Source organism: Phyllobacterium chamaecytisi, from assembly GCF_020164455.1.
GTDB lineage: Bacteria > Pseudomonadota > Alphaproteobacteria > Rhizobiales > Rhizobiaceae > Phyllobacterium > Phyllobacterium chamaecytisi.
In genome coordinates this window covers 330,973-351,106 of the sequence record NZ_JAIQWW010000001.1, presented here as the reverse complement: position 1 = coordinate 351,106, position 20,134 = coordinate 330,973, and the positions used below count along the sequence as shown (strand labels likewise).

The window sequence follows — 20,134 nt, the reverse complement described above, 5'->3', positions numbered from 1 at the left end:
GGGTTTTGAGCGTCGAACCCTCGCCCGATTGCCCCATATGTGTCCGCCTGCATGATTTCATCGCCGAATGGCGGGTGAAGGAGCCAGGCTGGCACAACGCGCCAGTACCAACCTTCCTCCCCGTCGAGGGCGTTCAATCGGTCAGGTTGCTCATCGTCGGTCTGGCGCCCGGCCTGCGCGGCGCCAACCGTACAGGGCGGCCCTTCACCGGCGACTATGCCGGTGATCTTCTCTATAACACATTGAATGAATTCGGCTTTTCGCGCGGCAAGTTTGCAGCGCGTCCTGACGACGGCCTGCAACTGATCGATGCCGCCATCACCAATGCGGTTCGCTGCGTTCCGCCGGAGAACAAACCGGTTGGCGGCGAAATCAGCAATTGCCGGCGGTTTTTAACCCCGACCATCGAACAGTTCGGCAATTTGCGCGCCATTGTCACCCTCGGAACCATCGCGCACCAATCGACGATCCGGGCCTTTAACCAGCCGGTGGCGAAGTTTCCCTTCAGCCATGGCGGCCAATCGGATATCGGCAATGTCCGGATCTTTTCGAGCTATCACTGCTCGCGCTACAACACCAATACCGGCCGCTTGACGACGGAGATGTTCGAGGGCGTGTTCGCAGAGGTCCGGCGTTATCTTGATGGAATCGTTGGATAATATTAAATCCCCTCTCTTGTGATTTCTAGCACTTAGCAAACGCTAAGATGCTGAAATCACTTTCTCTCCCACAAGGGGAGAGATAAGGCGGAGCCTAGCCGCGCTCTTTCATGAGCCGTGATTTCTCGCGGTTCCAGTCGCGTTCTTTTTCAGTCTGGCGCTTGTCATGCAGCTTCTTGCCGCGCGCGACGGCGATCTCGAGCTTGGCCCGGCCCTGGTCGTTGAAGTAGAGTTTCAGCGGCACGACCGTCATCCCCTCGCGATCCACGGACTGCGCCAGCCGCGACATTTCCCGCTTTGAAATCAATAGTTTACGATGGCGGCGGGGCTCGTGGTTGAAGCGATTGGCCTGAAGATATTCCGGAATGTAGGAGTTGATCAGCCAGAACTCGCCATTCTCGAAACTCGCATAGCTCTCGGCAATATTCGACTGATTGCGGCGCAGCGACTTGACCTCGGTGCCCTGCAAAACGATGCCAGCCTCCAGCGTGTCGAGAATCTCGAAATTGAAGCGCGCTTTACGGTTTTCCGCAATGATTTTGCGAACCGTGATGGGTTTTGAGGCAGTTTTTGGCTTGTTCATGCAATTTATATGGGATTCCTGATGTTCTTACGCAATTCCGAACGGAAAACCGCTTCACACTTTTCCTGGAATTGCTCTAATTCACCAGACCAGCATGCCGCATCGCCTGATCGATACGATCGGCGGTATGGGCCTCGACCTGCACCATCGGCGAACGGAGCGCGTTCTGCATTTTGCCAAGCTTCGCCAGCGCATATTTCGGCCCGGACGGGTTCGGCTCAAGGAATAGCGCCTTGTGCAACGGCATCAATTTATCTTGCAATAACAACGCCTTGTCATAATCACCAGCCAGCGTTGCCGCCTGGAATTCCGCGCAAAGCCGTGGCGCGACATTCGATGTCACCGAGATGCAGCCATGGCCGCCATGGGCGTTGAAGCCGAGCGCCGTCGCATCCTCGCCGGAGAGCTGGATGAAATCCTTGCCGCAGGTGATGCGCTGTTCCGACACGCGCTCGATCTTGCCGGTCGCGTCTTTCACGCCAGCTATGTTTTTGAAATCATTGGCAAGTTTGCCCATCGTCTCCGGCGTCATGTCGATGATCGACCGCCCCGGAATGTTATAGATGATGATCGGCAGCGACACGGCCTCGGCGATCGCCGCGTAATGGGCGTAGAGCCCGCGCTGGCTCGGCTTGTTGTAATAGGGCGTGACGACGAGAATGGCATCGGCACCCGCCTTCTCGGAAAACTCAGCCAATTCAATGGCTTCACGCGTATTGTTGGAGCCCGCGCCCGCAATCACCGGCACGCGCCCGGCGGCTTCCTCGATGCAGACCTCGACGACGCGCTTGTGTTCCGCATGGGACAGCGTCGGCGATTCGCCGGTGGTGCCCACAGGTACCAACCCATTGGTTCCATTGTCTATTTGCCAGGAAACGAAGCCACGAAAGGCTTTCTCGTCGAACGCGCCGTCCTGATCGAAGGGCGTGACGAGAGCGGTGATTGAGCCTTTCAGCATGGGAAACTCCGAAATAATAATGATCAGCCCCGAGACCCTACCCGGTCACGAGGTGGCGCACCATAGTCGCGCGGGCTTTTGGTTACAAGTTCCTTTTGATGATGGAAATCATCAACTTGAGACAACTAAAATTCCCGCGCCGGTTGAAATTCTTGCGCCGGAATCGAGGTTTCTTGCATGAGAATCGCCGATGTTTGTGTGAGTTCGGGATGAATTCGCACCATTTGCACACCCAGATCGGGACAGGAGCGTCCAAAACATGCCGATTTCGGGCTTCGAACTGGATTCCAGGCCAGAATTAAAGAAACGATCGTTCAATTAAACGTCGGTTGATATGAGAACGCTTTTTTTTTGGCCTCTGGATGAGGATGATCATGTGCGTGGTTCGACAAGCTCACCATGAGGGAGGTGGTGGGCTGCAATGCCAATCGTCTCCGTCGCAAAACTCGTCAAAGTTGCAGATTCTTAACTCTGCAATTCTTGGCTCCTGCAGCTCACTACGTCCCTCATGGTGAGCTTGTCGAACCACGCACCTCCCGCGCAAACTCAGGAGGAGGCAGCGCAGATCTGTCCGCGCTGCCTCCTCCGCGCGTCCCTCCCCGAGGACGTGCAACCCCGTCCGTTTTGCCAGCTTCACATATTTGCGAGGACGAAGCCGGCTGAGCCAACTGTTGTCAAGCATCTCCGCCAGTACAGGATCGTGGGCGAAATTTCCCGCACAAGCGTCGATTGCCATGAAACAGCCACTGTTTGAACGGGGCATGCACAAAGCATTTCACTATTGCCAATCGATTTGGCTTAAGGTGGACTGGAATGAGGCCTTCCAGGGGATGCCTTGAGCTTCCGCATGAGCGCGCTTCCGGCACATTCGCGATGACCCCTCCCACAGGGTTCGGCCCCTCTCTTTAATTCGCAATTCCAGGCGGCAAAAACCGCTTGAACCTTTTTCTGGAATTGCTTCAGGACCGGCGAGCTTATGAATGTGCGTTGCCTTGCATTCGTCAATCGCCGTGATCTCATGTCACGGACAGGCCACCGCCCCCGGAGGCTCATGAACGAGCAACAAGTATAATCCTGATTATACACCTTTCTTCTTCACGTGTATAGCTATATTGATTGAAGACGCGCTCTCATGACTTATGCCGCGCCAAGATAGGGTAAGTACTTAGCTCGTTTTGTTTAAGCCTTATTTCGCAGGTCTAGTTGCTATCTCAGCATAAAGGCGTATGGTTAATAGTGTTGGCTGCGGAGGTAGCAGGCCCTGGGGAGGATACCGGCCCATGCAGCCCGAACGGGGAGGGCTTGATCATGGCTATCAATCCTCAAGTACAGGCACTATTCACATTGCTTGACATCAGCGCAAATCCAAATGAGATCACCGGCCTGAACACTCAGGCTCTTGAAACGCTCGCCGGAGGCCCTGGCAGCGATTATATCCTTGGCCAAGGCAATGACTATCTGGAAGGCGGTGCCGGTATCGACGCCATCAATGGCGGCGCCGGCGGGAGAGATACTGCCGGCTACGCCAATGCGAGCAACGGCGTGACCGTGCTGATGACGGTGGGTGGCCTTGGTACGGCTATCGGTGGCGATGGCCTTGCCGATACGTTGACCGGCATTGAAAATGTCGTGGGTTCGAACTTCGACGACACCATCACCGGCGACAACCTTGCAAATGTTCTTGCCGGATTGGGCGGCAACGACACGCTCAATGGCGGTGGTGGCAACGATATCCTGGTGGGTGGCGCTGGCGCGGATGTGCTCAATGGCGGCGCGGGCATCGACACAGCCGATTATTCGACATCGACTGTGGGTGGTGTCACGGTTGGACTGGCAGGCGCTGGTTCCGGCGGCGATGCCGCTGGGGATACGTACAGCGGCATCGAAACCGTCATCGGAACCAACTTTGATGATGTTATAGGCTCGGGACGGACCGGCTCAGTCACGCTCTATGGCGGAAACGGTGCGGATAGTCTTACTTCGGTTAGCACGGGCAGCTGTGTGCTGGTGGGCGGCGCAGGCAACGACCAACTTTCCGGGCTCTTCGGGACTGGGGCTGTCACATACAAATATCTTGCGCCCGATGATTTTGTGGCAGGTGAGAGAATCGTGGCCTTTAACAATGATAAGATTGATTTATCCGCTATCGATGCCATCCCCTCAACGCCAGCCGATGACCCGTTCCACTTTGGTAGTGACCTCGGTGGAATCGTCATTACCCAACAGAACTCGATAAGCGATTTGATCACATTTGGGGGAGGATTGGTTGGTGTGATTACTGTTGGTCTCGATGTAACTTTTTTTGGCGACCCATTACGCGGACACCTGACCGCAGCTGATTTCATCTTGTAACGAACCTTCCCGTGGTTCCGAGGACGGCGAAACCACGGGCTTTCCCTTTCGGCAATTCGCGCCGCGGGTGTGAAGCCTGTTGAGAGACCGGCGAAATCCTCAAAAATCGTCGTTTCTAAAAACCTGTTTGCTTCAAAACCTGCTGTCAAAAAATCTAAAGTTGCGACAAGCTACAGCCGTGTGGCTTGCCCCTCTCCCATACAACCCGCTGCATCGGCGGCGGCTTTCAGCCGTCATCGAGCGCTTCAGGCTTCGATCAGTGGAGCCGCATGGCGATGAAGAATGGGCCCGATGGCGTCGGCGGCCAGTTCGGCTCCTTGTCTTTGCCCGGTGGTATGACATCGATAGTCTTGGCCGCGCCGATCCTTGCGAAACACGTCACAATTCCTTCCAGCAACAGTAAACGGCTTGAAGATATCGCAGATTTATTGCTGCCTAACCCATTTTTATTACTACTTTTGTAGTATAATTCATTGTGCTCTCATACTAAAGGCGTATGGTTAATGCCGTTGGCTGCGGAGTAACTGGCCCTGGGGAGGATACCGGCCCATGCAGCCCATTACGGGGAGTGCATGATCATGGCACTTGATTCCATTTATTTCGGAAGCGATTTTTTGAACATTTACAACGGACCTTGGCAGACTAGCCCCATCGGCACCAGCCGCAATGACGACATCACATCAGGGCTCCCCGACATTAACGGCGGCGACAACAACGACCGGATTACCGGGACGGGCGCTCTGCTGCAACTCATCAACGGCGGTAACGGCAGCGACCAGATCTATGGCATGGGCGGGCAGGACAACATCAATGGCGCTGCCGGCAATGATCTCATCGAAGGCGGCGCCGGGGGTAATGCTCTACTCAAGGAAAGGCTCAGCGGTGGCTTGGGCATCGATACGCTGAGCTATGAAAGCTCCGATGCTGCCGTAACAGTCAACATGTCGGTGCTGACAGGCGGTTATGTCACCGTCAGCGGCGGCCATGCCCAATACGATAACGTCGTCAATGATTTCGAGAATGTCGTCGGCTCGGCGCATAACGACACGATCACGGGCAATGCCAGCAACAATATCCTGATCGGTCTTGGCGGCAATGATACGCTCAATGGCATGGGTGGCAACGATAAGTTCGACGGCGGCGATGGTAATGACACGCTCAATGGCGGCGATGGCGGTGACCAGCTCGGCGGCGGCGATGGCGATGATGTCCTCATAGGCGGTCCAGGCTTTGACAGTTTCCGTGGCGACGATGGCTTCGATACAGTCGATTATTCGTCATCGGGCGCTGGTGTTTTTATCAGGTTCGATGGCAGCCCTTCTGGCGGCGATGCAGAAGGGGATGGGATCGATCTCACAATCGAAAAGATCATAGGTTCGAGTTTTCGTGACAGCTTACAAGATAACCAACTCAGCATGACGTTGGACGGCGGAGCGGGTTTCGATACCCTTGATACGAGGCTGCTATCGTATCAGGAGGACAACGGGGAGGATGTGCTTATCGGTGGAGCGGATGGGGATCAGTTGAGGTGTGATGATCTCAGCTATTCCCCTAGCGTGGACACCATACGTTACCTCAACGCCAGCGAGAGCAAACCGGGCGATCGAGATTCAATTTTTATGAATTCATGGGACAAAATCGATCTCGCGCCCATTGATGCCAACACCACTGTATCGGGCGAGCAAGCATTCGGTTGGCAGGGGACATCGGCTTTCACCGGAGCGGGACAGCTGCGATACTTCGCGGATGGTGGTGCTTTGATCGTGCAAGGTAATACGGATACGAACTTGGACACCGTCGAGTTTGAAATTATCGTTCGGAATGGCAGCCTTGCTCTACTCGCTACGGATTTCATCCTGTGATCCTGGAGTGTGTTTGCTGAGTTGTCGGCAATATATTCACGCGCGGCGATGACCACGCGATTTCTTTCGCTAACGTCAAAATGGGTCCTCGGGTCAAGCCCGAGGATGACGGAGAGGTGAGCGGCTAGTAAAGTGTGTCGTAGAGATCTTCCCAATCCGGATTCATCCGTTCAATCAGATCAATCTTCCACTGCCGGTACCAACGCTTTAAAGATTTCTCTCGTTGGATGGCGTCTACGATAAGGGCATGTTCCTCGTACCAGACTAGTCGTGTACAGCCATATTTCCAGGCAAATCCGGGTGTATGCCCTTCTTTGTGCTCATAAATGCGACCCGGAAGATCGGACGTCACGCCGATGTAAAGTGTTCCATTCTTGCGGTTGCCAAGGATGTAGACATAGCCACTCATGCAGCGGAAGTCCGGAAAGTTCCCAGTCTGCTTCGCTAACATCGTTCGTGTAAATTGGACGAAAGGCTAACGCGGTCCAAAGAAAAAATGGGTCCTCGGGTTTAACCCGAGGACTTAGGATAACGGAAATGTTGGTGTCGTCCTCGGGGTTAACGCGTGACCCCACCTTTCCGTTATCGTCTTGCCAAGCGCTACCTTTCCATCATCGGGCCGGGCACCACCTTTCCGTCATTCACCACCTCTCCGTCATCCCAAAGCACCACCTCTCCGTCGTCACAAAGCACCACCTCTCCGTCATCCTCGGGCTTGACCCGAGGACCCATATACCCATTCAAAACTTTGAATCCCTGCGGACGAAACCATCTCTCCAAAGAAAAGATGGGTCCTCGGGTCAAGCCCGAGGATGACGGAGGGGTGGGGGACTAGGGATAACGGAGAGGTGAACAAGTCGGAAACCCTTCAAATCCCACCCTTCCGGCTAACGCTTCGTTAATACTGCTTTCATACGTCCGCCATTATTATGATATGGTCTTTTGGATCGAGGGGCTCTTCACGATCCGCTTCAACATAACCGGTAGTTTTATGCTGAGAACTTCTGTTTTGCGTCATGTTCTTCTTGGCCTCACCGTTGCGCTGCCAGCGGGTTTGAGTGCGTCGGCTTCGTACGCCCAAAATCCTGTGCCTTCGGCAGCGATCCCAATCCCCACGCTGAAGCCCTTCGCCTCGACGCAAACCCGCGTCAGCCCGGCGATCCAGGCGGCGATGCATCCGGACCCGGTGACGACGGCGGGCATTGCCCAGCCTTCGAAGCCTACGGCTATCGCCGGCAGCCTGAAGAGCGGGCTCGATGCCATCGCTTCGGGCGATGTGCGGCGGGCGATCGGCATCCGCAACGGCCTGCCTTCGCAGGCGCTCGACCGGCATATATTGACCTGGGCGATCGGCCTTTCCAATGCGCCGGGCGTGCCGAGTTCCGAGATTGCGCAGGCCGCCGCAGAACTGCCGGGCTGGCCGGGCATGGCGACCTTCCGCAGCAATTCCGAACGGGCGCTCTACAAGGAAAATCCGGCGCCTTCGGTGGTCATCAGTGCCTTTGGCAATACCGCGCCGCAGACGACGGAAGGCGTGGTGATCCTCGCCCGCGCCTATGTGGCCAGCGGCAACCAGCGTGCGGCACGGCAAATCCTCGGGCCGTTCTGGCGGACGAAGAAGCTCGATGACAATCAGGAAGCGATGATCCTCAAGGAGTTTTCCGGGGTCATTTCGCGCGAAGACCATCTGACACGCATGCTGACCATGCTCTATGAGGGCAAGGTGAAATCCGCCGGGCGCGTGGCCAAGCTTGCCGGCGCGACGTCGCTGTATCAGGCTTTTGCCGCCGTGCTGCAGAAGGCGCCCGATGCCGGCAAGAAGCTGGCGCAGGTCGATGGATCCTGGGCGCAGAACGCCGCCTATATCTTCGCCAAGGCGCAATATTTGCGGCGGCAGGAGAAATACAAGGAAGCGGCGGACACGATGGCTGCGGCGCCGCGCGATGCGGCTTCGCTGGTCGATCCGGATGCGTGGTGGACCGAGCGCCGGGTGCTGTCGCGCGAATTGCTGGACATTGGCGATGCCAAGCGCGCCTACCGCGTTGCCGCCTCGCACAGCGCCGAGACACCGGCCGTTGCGGCGGACGCGGAGTTTCACGCAGGCTGGGTGGCGCTCAGGGCGCTGAACGACGCGAAAACGGCGCAGAAGCATTTTGCCCGGATCGCCGAGATATCGTCGCGGCCGATGTCGGCCTCGCGCGCCTATTACTGGCTCGGACGTGCGGCGGAAGCCGGCAGTGCGGGGAACGCCAGCGAATATTATACGCGGGCTTCCCGCTACGGCACCACGTTCTACGGGCAGCTTGCGGCGGCGAAGCTCGGGCAATCCGGGTTGCAACTGCCCTACCCCAAGCCGAGCGACGCCGACCGTACGCGCTTTGCACAGCGCGAGGCTGTGCGGGCGATCCAGCGGCTCGAGGACACGGGTTACGATTCACGCGCGGCGATGCTTTATACGAGCCTTGCGCAGGAGCTCGACAGCCCCGGCGAACTCGCGCTGCTGGCGGTGATGGCCGAGCGCAAGGGCAATCACTACGTCGCCCTGCGTGTCGGCAAGGCTGCGGCGCAGCGCGGCATCGATGTGGGCGCCCTGTCGCATCCGATCGGCGCCATTCCGGGCAATGCCAATATCTCCGGATCGGGCACGGCGCTTGCCTATGCCATCGCCCGGCAGGAAAGCGAGTTCAACCCGACCGCCGTATCAAGCGCCGGGGCACGCGGCCTGCTGCAGCTTTTGCCGGGAACAGCCAAGGGCGTCGCCACCCGCGCCGGCATGAGTTATTCGAAGGACCGGTTGACAACCGATGCGGCCTATAACGCGACACTCGGCGCGAAATTCCTCGGCGAGCAGATCTCGAAGTTCGATGGTTCGTATGTGCTTACCTTTGCCGGCTACAATGCCGGCCCGACCCGCGCCAATGAGTGGGTGGCGAAATATGGCGATCCGCGCGGCAAGCCGCTCGACGAGGTGGTCGACTGGATCGAGCGCATTCCCTATACCGAGACACGCAACTACGTGCAGCGGGTGATGGAAAACTACGAGGTCTATAAGGCGCGGCTTACCGGCAAGGCGCAGATCGAAAGCGATCTGACCGCCGGGCGGCGCGGCTGATCGCTTGGCTTTTCGCGAGATTACTTACGATGCGCCGGATGGGTTGAAGCTCTACGCGCGGGTGTATGAACCGGCGCGCGACGTGGATAGCCTGCCGCTCGTGTGCCTGCCCGGCCTGACGCGCAACGCCAGGGATTTCCATGAGCTGGCGCTGGTGCTTTCGGAGCATCCGGAAACGCCGCGGCGCGTGGTCAGCTTCGACTATCGCGGACGTGGGCTGTCGGCCTACGATCCCGATTTCACGCATTATAATATAGGCACTGAAGCCGGCGATGTGATTGCCGGGCTCGGAGTGCTCGGGATCGATCGCGCGGTGTTTCTCGGCACGTCGCGCGGCGGGCTGATCATCCACATCCTCGCAGCGATTGCGCCGCAGCTCCTGGCCGGCGTGATCCTCAACGATATCGGCCCGGAGATCGCGCCGGCGGGATTGCTGCAGATCAGTCAGTATTTGGACAATCCGCGGCTGCCGAAGAGCTGGACGGAAGCAGCGGAGATCCAGCGCGCCGTGCATGGGGCCGCATTCCCGGCGCTGAGGGATGCGGACTGGGAGCGCTTCGCCCACGCGATTTACCGCGAGATCGATGGAGCTATCCGCCCGGATTACGACCCGCACCTCGTGAAAACGCTGGCAGGCATCGATTTCACGCAGAAATTGCCGGATCTGTGGGCGCAGTTCGATTTGTTGGCCGAACTGCCGCTGCTGCTCATCCGTGGAGAAAACACGCCGCTACTGGCACCGGAAACGGTGGAGGAAATGACACGCAGACATCCGGCGCTGCAGGTGATCAACGTGGCGGGCCAAGGCCACGCGCCAATGCTGGAAACCGGGCGCCTGCCCGAGCTGATCGCAGCATTTGCCGCCGGGGTGGATCTGAGGGCGGTTTAGGTTGCTGATTTGCCGGATGGCAATGCTGCTGTGCGTGGTTCGACAAGCTCACCATGAGGGCGATAGAGAATTGCAACGACAATCACCGACGTTGCAGAAATTCAACCCTGCAATCAACCCACTCCATGCAATCAACCCACTCCCTCATGGTGAGCTTGTCGAACCACGCACAGCAGCATTGCCAAACGGAAAATGTTCAGCCGCTTTTGCCAGTTTTCGCCGGTGCAGCTTTTTTCGGCGCCGCCTTCGGTTTTGCCTTCGCCACAGGCTTCACCAAGCCTGACGCCTGGCTGATCCAGCCCTCGCGATGGGCGCGACCGGGAAAGCCGATTTCCTCGCTGACCCAGGCGGCTTCGTCGGAAGTCCAGCCAGCAATCTGGTCGTAGTGGAAAATGCCGGCCGCAAAGAGTTTCGATTCAATCACGGCACCAATGCCATCGATGTCAGTCAGCTTGTCGGGCTTGCCGCGGCGTGCAGTCTTGAGCAACGCCGGGCGGTTCTTGTCATCCTGCCTTGGGCTTCGCACGATCTTCGCCTCGGCCTTTGCCTGGCTTTTCTTTGGCGCGGCCGTCTTGCGTCCTGATCTGCTGCGGCCCGCACCCGCAGGGTCTGGCGCGGGAACCGGTTCCGCCGGCGGAATCATGGCGGCGGCTTCTCTGGCAGATTTCTTCACATCGTCATTCGCAGGGGTACCGAGCAGCGACAGGGACGCAAGCCGCGCATCGGCCGCCCTCGTCGAGCTTTCAGAAACAGAATCTCTTTTTGCCGAGAACCTCTTGGAAACATTGCCTAAAATCGCGCCGATGATAAAGGCGGCGGCAATGAGGAACAGCGACGATAAAATGAACATCACCATGATTCGTTATCCCACCTTCGCTATCGAAGTCAGGCCTGGGTCGACCAGCCGACATAGAAACCGACAAGAACAGCAATCAGAAGAAAGAGCCAGAGCTCGCTGATCAAATACCACATGCCGTCGTCCTCCCAATGGCTGCTGCAGGGTCTGTCGATGTTCACGCCATGGCGGCCTGCAAACGGCGATTTTCTGCGCTTCCGGTGCTCACGTACCAGAATGTACGCTGCGCTCCGTTGCTCGAAAAACACCGTTTTCGCCTCGCCATGATCGCGAATCTCAACAGACCCTGGAGCAGCGGTTCCCACTTTTCGTGGAATTACTCTAGGTCGTAAACTCATAAATCTGATGGAAATGGTATGAGGCCATCTTTTCGGATACAAGGAGCAAAGGCGATGGAAATGTTTATCCATTTTCAAGTCCTTTGCGACGATGTTGCCGGGAAGATGGACCATATCCTCCGGACGCCGAAACGGCTGCAAGCTGCAGTGTCGAACCGTTCGGCCGGGGGAAAGACCCCGCCCTTCACGCTTCTCCTCGCATCTTCTTGCCGTTTCAGGCGCCATTTCTACCAGATTTATGAGTTTACGACCTAGTTGTTGCTGGCGCTGGCCGGCACTTCCAATTTCACCTCGCCCGGCTTTCCATTGCCCGGAAGCGCCATGTGCAGAGCAGCATTCAGGCTATCATAACCATTCGAATTGGCAGCGGTACCCCTGATGTTGTAGGTTTCACCTGAAATTTCCACTTCGCCATTGGTCAATTGCGCCGCTTGCGCCAGCGCGAAATCGACAAGATCGAAGAAACCCGGCGGTGCGCCCCGCGCCACAGCCATTTCATCGAGAATTTCGATACCTGGCATGGCACTTTCCGCGGCGGCGAGGATCTTGGCGCGGGCATCGCCATAGGGAACGTTGCCCGAAAGCAGGATCCCTTCATCGGACTTGGTGACCGCGAAGGAAAACGGAACAGCCAAAGGCAAAAGTGTCGCCTGATTGTCGACGACGCGAATGCCCCTCGTCTCGCTCACAATTTTCAACGCCTCCGCGAGCGCTTCCTCGGATGGTGCAATTCCCTTGAGGACCAGATCGCGGCCATCGATTTCGGCGCTCGCCCATGGATTGCCGGTCTCAAGCGCATTGTTGGCGGTCTCTGTGAGCTCACGGTCGATCGGATCTGTCAAAAACCACACAGCCAAGGCCGTCAGCAGCGCAATGGTGATGACGCCCGGCCAGAACCAGCTTTTGATCGTCTGCATATAGTCAATACTTTCTTATCTTGGAGCCCATTTTGAAACTCTGCGGCGGCGGTCATCTGACGCGATTTTCTGTGCTTCCGCTGCTCACGTACTTGAGTACGCTGCGCTCCGGTTCTCGAAAACCACGCCATATGTCTCGCCACAGCGACTTTCCAAACGGGCTCTTACCCGCAATCATGTCTGCCCGCTATTTATGGCCATTTCAACACAGGGGTGTGTCCGCGTGCCATAAACATTGTAGAGCACCAGATTTCCGGCAAAAGAAAACCCGGCAGCTTGCGCTGCCGGGTCCAAATCAACCAATCCGTGAAGGATTAGAAGTTGCGCTGGAAGCGGATGATACCGCCGAATGCATCGTCGCTGCCGCTTTCGAATTCAGCTACGTCCTTACGTGCACCGTCGAACTTGGTGTAGTTGATTTCTGGCGTGATCGTGAAGCCAGGAACCAGCTCGTAAGCTACGTTAAGAGCGAGAGCATAGGTGCCTTCGTCTTCCCAAGCACCCTGTGCGTTGATGGTTGCCTTATCGGTAGCCTTGACGGAGATACCGCCCCAAGCTGCCCAATCGCCTTCCCAAGTGCCGAACCAGTTGCGTTCGTCAGTATTTACGAGCGCCAGATTGCCATCGCCGTTAACTGCGAGGACTGGATCAGAATAACCGGACTGATAACCACCCATGATCCAAGCAGAGAACATTTCGTTGAACTTCACGTCCAAACGCAGTTTGCCAGCGAATTCTTCAACGTTGGAGTCATAGCCAACAACGCCGGAGACCTTGCCCCAACCCTGCTCGAACTTCGCACCAGCGAGAACGTGTGGCATGTAGTCTTCGATGACATAGTCGCCGCCGAGGCCGGTAACATCATCCTGACCCTGTTCAGCACCGATCATTGCGGAGAAACCATTGCCACCAACGAAAGTGTAGCTGACCTGGTTGCTCTGGCCGGACTGGTAGTTGATCACGTCGTCGTTGATGATCGCGCCGGCATAATCTGTCCACGAACCGAAGAGTTCGTCAGCAGTACCGATGCGGAAACCACCGAGTTCGATCCATGCCTGTGGCAGCGAACCGCCATCATCGATGCCATTGGTATACTGGAAACGGCCCTGGATGTACGAACGCAGGGTGCCGAGTTCGGTTTCCGAACGAGCGTCGAAACGAACTTCTGCACGTGTACGCTTGTACCAGGTTTCGTTGTCCTTGGCACCTACGTTGGAACCATCGTAGACATTGTCGCCGCCAGCAGCATCATAACGGACATAACCGCTGATCTTCAGGCAGGTTTCGGTCCCCGGAATATAAAAGAAGCCAGCGCCGTATGCGTCGCAAACGCGAACGTATTCGACGGGCTCTGGTTCAGCGACGACGACTGCATCTGCAGCGCGTGCCCCTGATACTGCAACGAGGGCTGCAGCGGAGCCGATAAGAAGGCTCTTGATGTTCATTTCTGACCTCCAGTCAAAGTTAAAAATGGGTCTGGGCATTCCAATTTGGCTGAAGGACAACCTGTCCCCATCCCCTAAGTCCAAGAAGAAATGCGATGAACGCCCTTCCTCCCGACAGACCATACTCGCCAGCGCCGGGGTTTCAACCATGAATGTCCGGATCGGCACCCTGTTAGGGCTCTATGCCAGAGCGCTGTTGCACAAAAGCCACGAAATCGCCTCGGCTCCTGCAATATCTTTACCCCTCATTAATATTGGTAACCCGGTTTTTAATAAAATCTTGCCGGAACGTGGCGGGATTGGAACTGCAAACACCCGAAGAATCGGCCATTACAGCGGTGTTGCTGGCCAATCGCTGAATCGAATCAACGATTTTCCGCTCTCCCTGAATGGTGATTTGACATGACATATCTCTACCTCCTTATCGCCATAGTCTGCGAAGTCGTGGCCACTTCCGCCCTCAAACAGGCCGATGGATTCACCAGGCTTTGGCCATCGCTGGTTTGCATTGCCGGCTACGGAGCGGCGTTCTACCTGCTTTCGATACTGCTCAAAACCATGCCCGTCGGCGTTGTCTATGCGATCTGGTCGGGTGCGGGAATCGTGCTGATCGCCGCCGTTGGCTGGTTCTGGTTCAAGCAATCGCTGGATATTGCTGCGATCGTCGGGTTGGTCCTGATCGTTGCCGGCGTGCTCATCGTCAATCTCTTCTCGAGCTCGGTCGGGCATTAGGGTCAGTATTTGCTGGCCAATTGGTGCGCCAGCTATCCATTTTCCAGGAGCCTCCCGTCGAATCTTGACTGGAGGTCAGAAATGAACATCAAGAGCCTACTTCTCGGCTCCGCTGCAGCTCTCGTTGCAGTATCAGGGGCACGCGCTGCAGATGCAGTCGTTGTCGCTGAACCCGAACCCGTCGAATACGTCAAAGTGTGCGATGCTTATGGCGCGGGCTTCTTCTATATTCCGGGGACCGAAACCTGCCTGAAGATCAGCGGCTATGTGCGGGCCGACATTCAGGGCGGTGACGACGTTTATTCCGGCGCCGAGCGCGACACCTATGACTGGCGTGCACGTGCGCTTCTCCGTTTTGACGCCCGTTCGGAAACCGAACTCGGTACGTTGAAGTCTTTCGCCGAGCTTCGCTACAACTTCAAGAATGGTGCGGATGCTCCAACTGTCGATCTGAACCAGGCAACCATCGAGCTCGGTGGTTTCCGGGTCGGTGCAGCCGACTCGCAATTCACGAGCTGGACCGGTTATCTCGGCGACATCATCAATGACGACGTGGTCGCTGAAGGCAGCTATGTCACCAACCAGATCAGCTATACGTTCACTGGCGGCAATGGTTTCTCGGCGTTTATCGGTGCAGAACAGGGTAATGGCGACAACCTGATCGATGACTATCTTCCGCACATCGTTGGCGGTGCGAAATTCGAACAAGCTTGGGGCACGGTCTCGGGCGTCGTTGGCTACGACTCCAATGCGGAAGAATGGGCTGGTAAGCTCCGCGTCGATGCCAAATTCAGCGACACAATTTCAGCCTGGGTTCTGGGCGGATACAAATCTAACGACGGAACTGATTTCTACGGTACCTGGAATGGTGATTTTGCTGTCTGGGGCGGTATTGCCGCCAAGGTTACGGACACTGCAGCTGTCAATGCACAGGTCGGCTATGAAGATGATGGCACAATCGCTGCAGCTTTGAACGTGGCTTACGAGCTGGTTCCTGGCTTCACGATCACGCCGGAAATCAACTACACCAAGTTCGACGGTGCTCGCGCGACCGATACCGACGACGCCTTTGGCGGCATCCTCCGTTTCCAGCGCAACTTCTGATCCTTTGATTGGCTGACACAAACCAATGCCGGGCGTTCCGGCATTGGTTTTTCGTCCTCAACAAACCAATTCGACGTTCGTTGGTTGAATTGCAGGTACCGGTCGAGAGGACCTGTTCCCTCACCAAATTTGAAACACCCAAGCCATTTTTTATTTGATTGGAGATTAGAAATGAACATCAAGAGCCTGCTTTTTGGCTCCGCTGCAGCCCTCGTTGCAGTATCCGGCGCGCGTGCCGCAGACGCAGTTGTCGTCGCTGAACCAGAACCGGTTGAATATGTTCGCATCTGCGACGCATATGGCGCCGGCTTCTTCTATATCCCCGGGACCGAAACCTGCCTGAAGGTCAGCGGCTATGTCCGTGCGGAAATCCGTGGCGGTGACGACGTTTACAAGGGCATCGAACGCGACACCTACGACTGGCGTGCCCGTGCCGTTACCCGTTTCGATGCCCGTTCGGAAACCGAGCTCGGCACGTTGCGCTCCTATGCTGAACTTCGCTACAACTTCAAGAATGGTGCAGATGCCGAAACGGTTGACCTGAATCAGGCAACCATCGAGCTTGGCGGTTTCCGTGTTGGTGCTGCCGACTCGCAGTTCACATCCTGGACCGGTTACCTTGGCTCCGGAATCATCTCCGACGACGTCATCGCCGAAGGCAACTACGTCACCAACCAGATCAGCTACACCTATTCCGCCGACAACGGTTTCTCGGCATTCGCTGGTGCGGAACAGGGTAAAGGCGACTACCTGGTCGATGACTATCTTCCGCATATTCTTGGTGGCGCGAAGTTCAAGCAGGGCTGGGGTTCGGTTACCGGTGTTGTCGGTTACGACTCCAAGGCTGAAGAATGGGCCGGCAAAGCTCGTCTGGACGTAACGGTCACAGAGGCTATCTCGGCTTGGGTCATGGGCGGATACAAGTCTAATGATGTCAAAGACTTCTACGGTACATGGAATGGCGATTACGCCGTCTGGGGCGGTATTGCTGCCAAAGTTTCCGCCAAGGCAACTGTCAATGCACAGGTTGGCTACGAAGACGAAGGCACAATCGCTGCTGCTTTGAACGTGGCTTACACGCTGGTTCCAGGTTTCGTTATCACGCCGGAAGTCAACTACACCAAGTTTGATGATGCTCGCCAGGCCCGCACGCGCGGCGCCAAGGATGATGCCTTCCAGGGCATCGTCCGCTTCCAGCGCAACTTCTGATCATTGGTCAACTAACAACCAACGCCGGGCTTTTTCCGGCGTTGGCCTTCCCCTCAAACCATATTCACCATTCAATTTTCAGCGTTCGTAGAGCAACGCACAGACATTTAGCGAGAGAGGATTTTTAAACCGGTCGTGGACCGAGGAGATGGTGACATGTTTGGACAGCAACCAGCAAGGTTGGGCGTTGATGAAGCCGGTGATGGTTTTATCAAACGAAGGTCTATTGGCCTAAAGTGGCATGGGCTTCTGGATTGTGCTTTCGGAAAAGACGGGTACAACTCGTCAGATATTTTTCCGATGTTTGTTTTATCGATTAGAGCGCAATCATTATGACGATCTCTGCCTTGGGTGTCGCCCCCTCCCCGCCCGAAACGGCGTTTCCGGTCCGGTTCCAGTACGATCTCAGCTATGCTTCGGCGGATCATGGGATCAAACGATTGGTCAAGGAGCATTCTCTCAACAATCTGACGGCGCAATATATCAGTATTCTCTGGGATGAAGGTTCGCACAAAACCAATGTCCGGTCTTTCCTTGGAGAAATCTGCGAAATATTGGGCGGCGAGCGTTTCAGCGTTTTCACGCAGGAAATGCTCGATTCTGTGATCGGCACGCTACGCGAGCGCGGCAATAGCAATGCAACCATCAATCGAAAGATGGCTGCCTTGAGCAAGCTGCTGCGGAAGGCGTGCAAAATGGGCGACATCTACAATTTGCCGGAGTTCCGGCGCCAAAAAGAGCGGCAGGGACGTATCCGCTTCCTTGAAGCGGAAGAAGAACAGCGGCTTTTCTCGGCGATCCGCATGCGTTGTGAAGACAGCTTCAGGTTGAGCGTCTTTCTGGTGGATACGGGTTGCCGGCTTGGCGAAGCGATCGGCCTCAACTGGAACGACCTGCAGGACTCGCGCTCGACTTTCTGGCTGACGAAGTCTGGCCGCAGCCGCACGGTTCCTTTGACCACCCGGGTGAAGGAGGCCGTCCAGATCCCGCATGGCCGGTTGAAGGGTCCCTTCGCCATGCACACGCAAGTGCGTTTTCGCGCGATCTGGAACGAAGCCAAGGCGGAAGTCGGACTTGGGGCGGACGATCAGGTGGTCCCGCATATTCTGCGCCATACCTGCGCTTCGCGACTGGTGCGCGGCGGCATCGATATCAGGCGCGTCCAGATCTGGCTCGGCCATCAGACCCTGTCGATGACGATGCGCTACGCCCATCTCGCGACCAATGATCTCGACAGTTGTGTGGCCGTGCTCGAACGCCATTAGGGTCTGTCGAGATTCATGCCATGGCAGCCTGCAAACGGCGTTTTTCTGTGCTCCGGTGCTCACGTACGACAATGTACGCTGCGCTCCGGTGCTCGAAAACCACCATTTTCGACTCGCCCTGACATGAACCTCGACAGACCTATTGCACCAGCGGCATGCGGAAGGTGAACCGCGTTTCTTCAGAGGTCGAGGAAACGTCCAGGGTCCCGCCATGCACTCGCGCAATTTCCGAGGCAATATAAAGCCCGAGCCCCAGTCCCTGCTGGCCGGCCCGCGCTTCACGCCGGAAGAACGGCAGGAATAATTGCGCCATTGCTTCCGGCGGGATAGGTTCTCCTGTGTTGGAGACCCACAACTCAAAGACGCCATTATCGATCGATGCGTTGACGCGAATGGGACCATCCTCAGAACCGTGCATCAGGGCATTGCCGAGAAGATTCGACAGGAGCTGGCCAATCCTGACCCGGTCGCATTTCACCGGATCTTCGAAGTCGAGATGCGCCTCGACGATATAGCCGGTCCGAACGGAAGCCAATTCATCGATGACCTGAACTAGTGTCGGCTTCAACGGTTCCTCATCGTCGAGTTCCAGCACCACGCCGCCGCCAAGTCTTGCGCGCGCCAGATCCAGCACGTTGTCGATCAGGCCCGACATGCGAACGACGCTGCCACGGATCAATTTGACGATGTTCGTCGCTTTCTCGTCCAACGGCGAGCGAAGCAGCATGCGTGTTCCAGAATCAATCGACGCGACCGGATTGCGCAGATCATGGCCAAGCACGGCGACGAATTGTTCTCGAAATTCGGAAATCTTGCGCTCGTCGAGCAGCGCCGCCTCCGTTCTCGCCAGACGCTCGTTTGCATGCAAATGAAAGGCGATCAATTCTGCAAACAGTTTGAACATGCCGATGGTTTCGGGATTGTTGAGACGCGCCGGCCTTGGATCGATGGCGCATAGCGTACCGAACAACGAGCCGTCCGGGAGGATGATAGGCATGGAAATATAGCTTTGAAAACCATAGATGGCCGGCGTGTGATGAGTGGAATAGACTGGATCTTTCGCGACTTCATCAATAACCACCGCTTCGCGGCTATCGCGGATTTGATCACAGATCGTGGTCTTCACGGCCAGTTCACCGCCCGGCTTCAAGCCAAAACCGATCGCGTCGAGAACCTCGCAGGCGATCCAGCGATCGTCGGTTACCCGCGCAACGGCGGCAAAGCCCATGCCGGTGCTGCGGCAAACGACATCGAGGATCATTGGTACGGCATCAATCCGGCCGATCGCATCGATGTCGGCCTGAAAGTCATTGTTCATCAAAGCTTCCGATATTTTAGGGTCAGGACCTGTTAATCTGGTCAAAATGGCATGAGGCTTTTCGTTCGGATACGCGGAGCAAAGGCGATGGAAATGTGGTTCATTTTCAAGCCTTTGCGACAAAGTAGCCGGGCGAAAAGACCATATCCACCGGACGCCGAAACGGCTGCAAGCTGCAGTGTCGAACCGCTCGGCCGGGGGGAAGGCCCCGCCCTTCACGCTTCTCCTCGCATCTTCTTGCCGTTTCAGGCGCCATTTCGATCATATTAATAGGTCCTGACCCTAGTCGCATCCAAATATAGAGCCTCCAGACGATAACGCCAATGTATGTGTCAGAGTCCAAGGCATATCCGTTTTTTTGCATGGGAAAAAGCGATATCAGCGCCGAGCCGCATGGTTCGGACTCGCAGGGTCAGGATTGTTAATAGGCAAAGTACTTTCGTGACATGGGGCCCCTTTCCAAGAAAAACTGCGGCGATATCAACTTCTTTCTGATTTAGTCACATAATACATCTGCATTATAGATATCTAACCT

The 20,134-nt window shown here is 56.4% G+C and carries 21 protein-coding genes and 1 pseudogene; 13 read left to right on the top strand and 9 right to left on the bottom strand.

The window, feature by feature from the left end:
- The first annotated feature begins 5 nt into the window (after nucleotides 1-5).
- Complete coding sequence (locus LB462_RS01635; RefSeq protein WP_224505668.1) at nucleotides 6-659, top strand: uracil-DNA glycosylase; 654 nt, start codon at nucleotides 6-8, stop codon at nucleotides 657-659.
- Nucleotides 660-753: 94 nt separating this feature from the next.
- Here the strand turns inward: LB462_RS01635 and smpB are convergent, their stop codons facing one another.
- The gene (smpB, locus tag LB462_RS01630) at nucleotides 754-1,242 is read right to left on the bottom strand and encodes an SsrA-binding protein SmpB (RefSeq protein WP_106717107.1); all 489 of its coding nucleotides are present in this window, start codon (nucleotides 1,240-1,242) and stop codon (nucleotides 754-756) included.
- A 76-nt stretch (nucleotides 1,243-1,318) separates the two neighbouring features.
- Nucleotides 1,319-2,200 carry a 4-hydroxy-tetrahydrodipicolinate synthase gene (dapA, locus tag LB462_RS01625; RefSeq protein WP_210001961.1) on the bottom strand — a complete coding sequence of 294 codons (882 nt, stop codon included), beginning with the start codon at nucleotides 2,198-2,200 and terminating at the stop codon, nucleotides 1,319-1,321.
- Between the two features lie 1,308 nt (nucleotides 2,201-3,508).
- On the opposite strand from dapA, the gene LB462_RS01620 reads away from it, so the two are divergent.
- From LB462_RS01620 to LB462_RS31315, 3 genes are all read left to right on the top strand, one after another.
- Entirely contained in the window at nucleotides 3,509-4,552 is a 1,044-nt protein-coding gene (locus LB462_RS01620; RefSeq protein ID WP_224505667.1) for a calcium-binding protein, read from the top strand.
- A 269-nt stretch (nucleotides 4,553-4,821) separates the two neighbouring features.
- A complete protein-coding gene (locus LB462_RS01615) occupies nucleotides 4,822-5,016 on the top strand; it encodes a hypothetical protein (protein WP_224506045.1) in 195 nt (64 codons plus the stop codon).
- 114 nt (nucleotides 5,017-5,130) lie between these two features.
- Complete coding sequence (locus tag LB462_RS31315) at nucleotides 5,131-6,414, top strand: calcium-binding protein (protein ID WP_304610437.1); 1,284 nt, start codon at nucleotides 5,131-5,133, stop codon at nucleotides 6,412-6,414.
- Between the two features lie 124 nt (nucleotides 6,415-6,538).
- Here LB462_RS31315 and LB462_RS01600 read toward each other — a convergent pair whose 3' ends face one another.
- Together LB462_RS01600 and LB462_RS31105 are read right to left on the bottom strand one after the other, a co-directional pair.
- Complete coding sequence (locus tag LB462_RS01600) at nucleotides 6,539-6,823, bottom strand: GIY-YIG nuclease family protein (protein WP_224505666.1); 285 nt, start codon at nucleotides 6,821-6,823, stop codon at nucleotides 6,539-6,541.
- 191 nt (nucleotides 6,824-7,014) lie between these two features.
- Nucleotides 7,015-7,146: a hypothetical protein gene (locus LB462_RS31105; RefSeq protein WP_255626268.1), complete on the bottom strand. Its 132-nt coding sequence runs from the start codon at nucleotides 7,144-7,146 to the stop codon at nucleotides 7,015-7,017.
- A 259-nt stretch (nucleotides 7,147-7,405) separates the two neighbouring features.
- Here LB462_RS31105 and LB462_RS01595 point away from each other — a divergent pair, with 259 nt between their 5' ends.
- Together LB462_RS01595 and LB462_RS01590 are read left to right on the top strand one after the other, a co-directional pair.
- The gene (locus LB462_RS01595; protein WP_224505665.1) at nucleotides 7,406-9,526 is read left to right on the top strand and encodes a lytic transglycosylase domain-containing protein; all 2,121 of its coding nucleotides are present in this window, start codon (nucleotides 7,406-7,408) and stop codon (nucleotides 9,524-9,526) included.
- A 4-nt stretch (nucleotides 9,527-9,530) separates the two neighbouring features.
- Entirely contained in the window at nucleotides 9,531-10,415 is an 885-nt protein-coding gene (locus tag LB462_RS01590) for an alpha/beta fold hydrolase (RefSeq protein WP_224505664.1), read from the top strand.
- 196 nt (nucleotides 10,416-10,611) lie between these two features.
- On the opposite strand, the gene LB462_RS01585 is transcribed toward LB462_RS01590, so the two are convergent.
- Nucleotides 10,612-11,271, bottom strand: a complete 660-nt coding sequence (locus LB462_RS01585; RefSeq protein ID WP_224505663.1) for a helix-hairpin-helix domain-containing protein — start codon at nucleotides 11,269-11,271, stop codon at nucleotides 10,612-10,614.
- Between the two features lie 29 nt (nucleotides 11,272-11,300).
- Nucleotides 11,301-11,432 (bottom strand): hypothetical protein, encoded by a 132-nt coding sequence (locus tag LB462_RS31100; protein WP_255626267.1) that lies wholly within the window; start codon nucleotides 11,430-11,432, stop codon nucleotides 11,301-11,303.
- Between the two features lie 231 nt (nucleotides 11,433-11,663).
- Between LB462_RS31100 and LB462_RS01580 the strand changes: the two genes are divergently transcribed.
- Nucleotides 11,664-11,864 (top strand): hypothetical protein, encoded by a 201-nt coding sequence (locus tag LB462_RS01580; protein WP_224505662.1) that lies wholly within the window; start codon nucleotides 11,664-11,666, stop codon nucleotides 11,862-11,864.
- On the opposite strand, the gene LB462_RS01575 is transcribed toward LB462_RS01580, so the two are convergent.
- A complete protein-coding gene (locus LB462_RS01575; protein WP_224505661.1) occupies nucleotides 11,861-12,526 on the bottom strand; it encodes a BON domain-containing protein in 666 nt (221 codons plus the stop codon). The genes LB462_RS01580 and LB462_RS01575 overlap by 4 nt on opposite strands.
- Before the next feature lie 314 nt (nucleotides 12,527-12,840).
- A complete protein-coding gene (locus LB462_RS01570) occupies nucleotides 12,841-13,971 on the bottom strand; it encodes a porin (RefSeq protein ID WP_224505660.1) in 1,131 nt (376 codons plus the stop codon).
- Between LB462_RS01570 and LB462_RS01565 the strand changes: the two genes are divergently transcribed.
- The 6 genes and pseudogenes from LB462_RS01565 to LB462_RS01540 all read left to right on the top strand — a co-directional run.
- Nucleotides 13,964-14,377, top strand: a complete 414-nt coding sequence (locus LB462_RS01565; protein WP_224505659.1) for a hypothetical protein — start codon at nucleotides 13,964-13,966, stop codon at nucleotides 14,375-14,377. The two genes, LB462_RS01570 and LB462_RS01565, sit on opposite strands and share 8 nt — an antisense overlap.
- The gene (locus LB462_RS01560) at nucleotides 14,374-14,703 is read left to right on the top strand and encodes a DMT family transporter (RefSeq protein ID WP_112527730.1); all 330 of its coding nucleotides are present in this window, start codon (nucleotides 14,374-14,376) and stop codon (nucleotides 14,701-14,703) included. The genes LB462_RS01565 and LB462_RS01560 overlap by 4 nt, the downstream gene beginning before the upstream one ends.
- An 81-nt stretch (nucleotides 14,704-14,784) precedes the next feature.
- The gene (locus LB462_RS01555) at nucleotides 14,785-15,807 is read left to right on the top strand and encodes a porin (RefSeq protein ID WP_224505658.1); all 1,023 of its coding nucleotides are present in this window, start codon (nucleotides 14,785-14,787) and stop codon (nucleotides 15,805-15,807) included.
- 171 nt (nucleotides 15,808-15,978) lie between these two features.
- Entirely contained in the window at nucleotides 15,979-17,016 is a 1,038-nt protein-coding gene (locus LB462_RS01550; RefSeq protein WP_224505657.1) for a porin, read from the top strand.
- 156 nt (nucleotides 17,017-17,172) lie between these two features.
- A complete protein-coding gene (locus tag LB462_RS01545; protein WP_224505656.1) occupies nucleotides 17,173-17,352 on the top strand; it encodes a hypothetical protein in 180 nt (59 codons plus the stop codon).
- Between the two features lie 125 nt (nucleotides 17,353-17,477).
- Nucleotides 17,478-18,281, top strand: a pseudogene (locus tag LB462_RS01540) (tyrosine-type recombinase/integrase); the annotation flags it as partial.
- A gap of 139 nt (nucleotides 18,282-18,420) precedes the next feature.
- Here the strand turns inward: LB462_RS01540 and LB462_RS01535 are convergent.
- Nucleotides 18,421-19,599 carry a GAF domain-containing sensor histidine kinase gene (locus LB462_RS01535; protein ID WP_224505654.1) on the bottom strand — a complete coding sequence of 393 codons (1,179 nt, stop codon included), beginning with the start codon at nucleotides 19,597-19,599 and terminating at the stop codon, nucleotides 18,421-18,423.
- Nucleotides 19,600-20,134 lie beyond the last annotated feature (535 nt).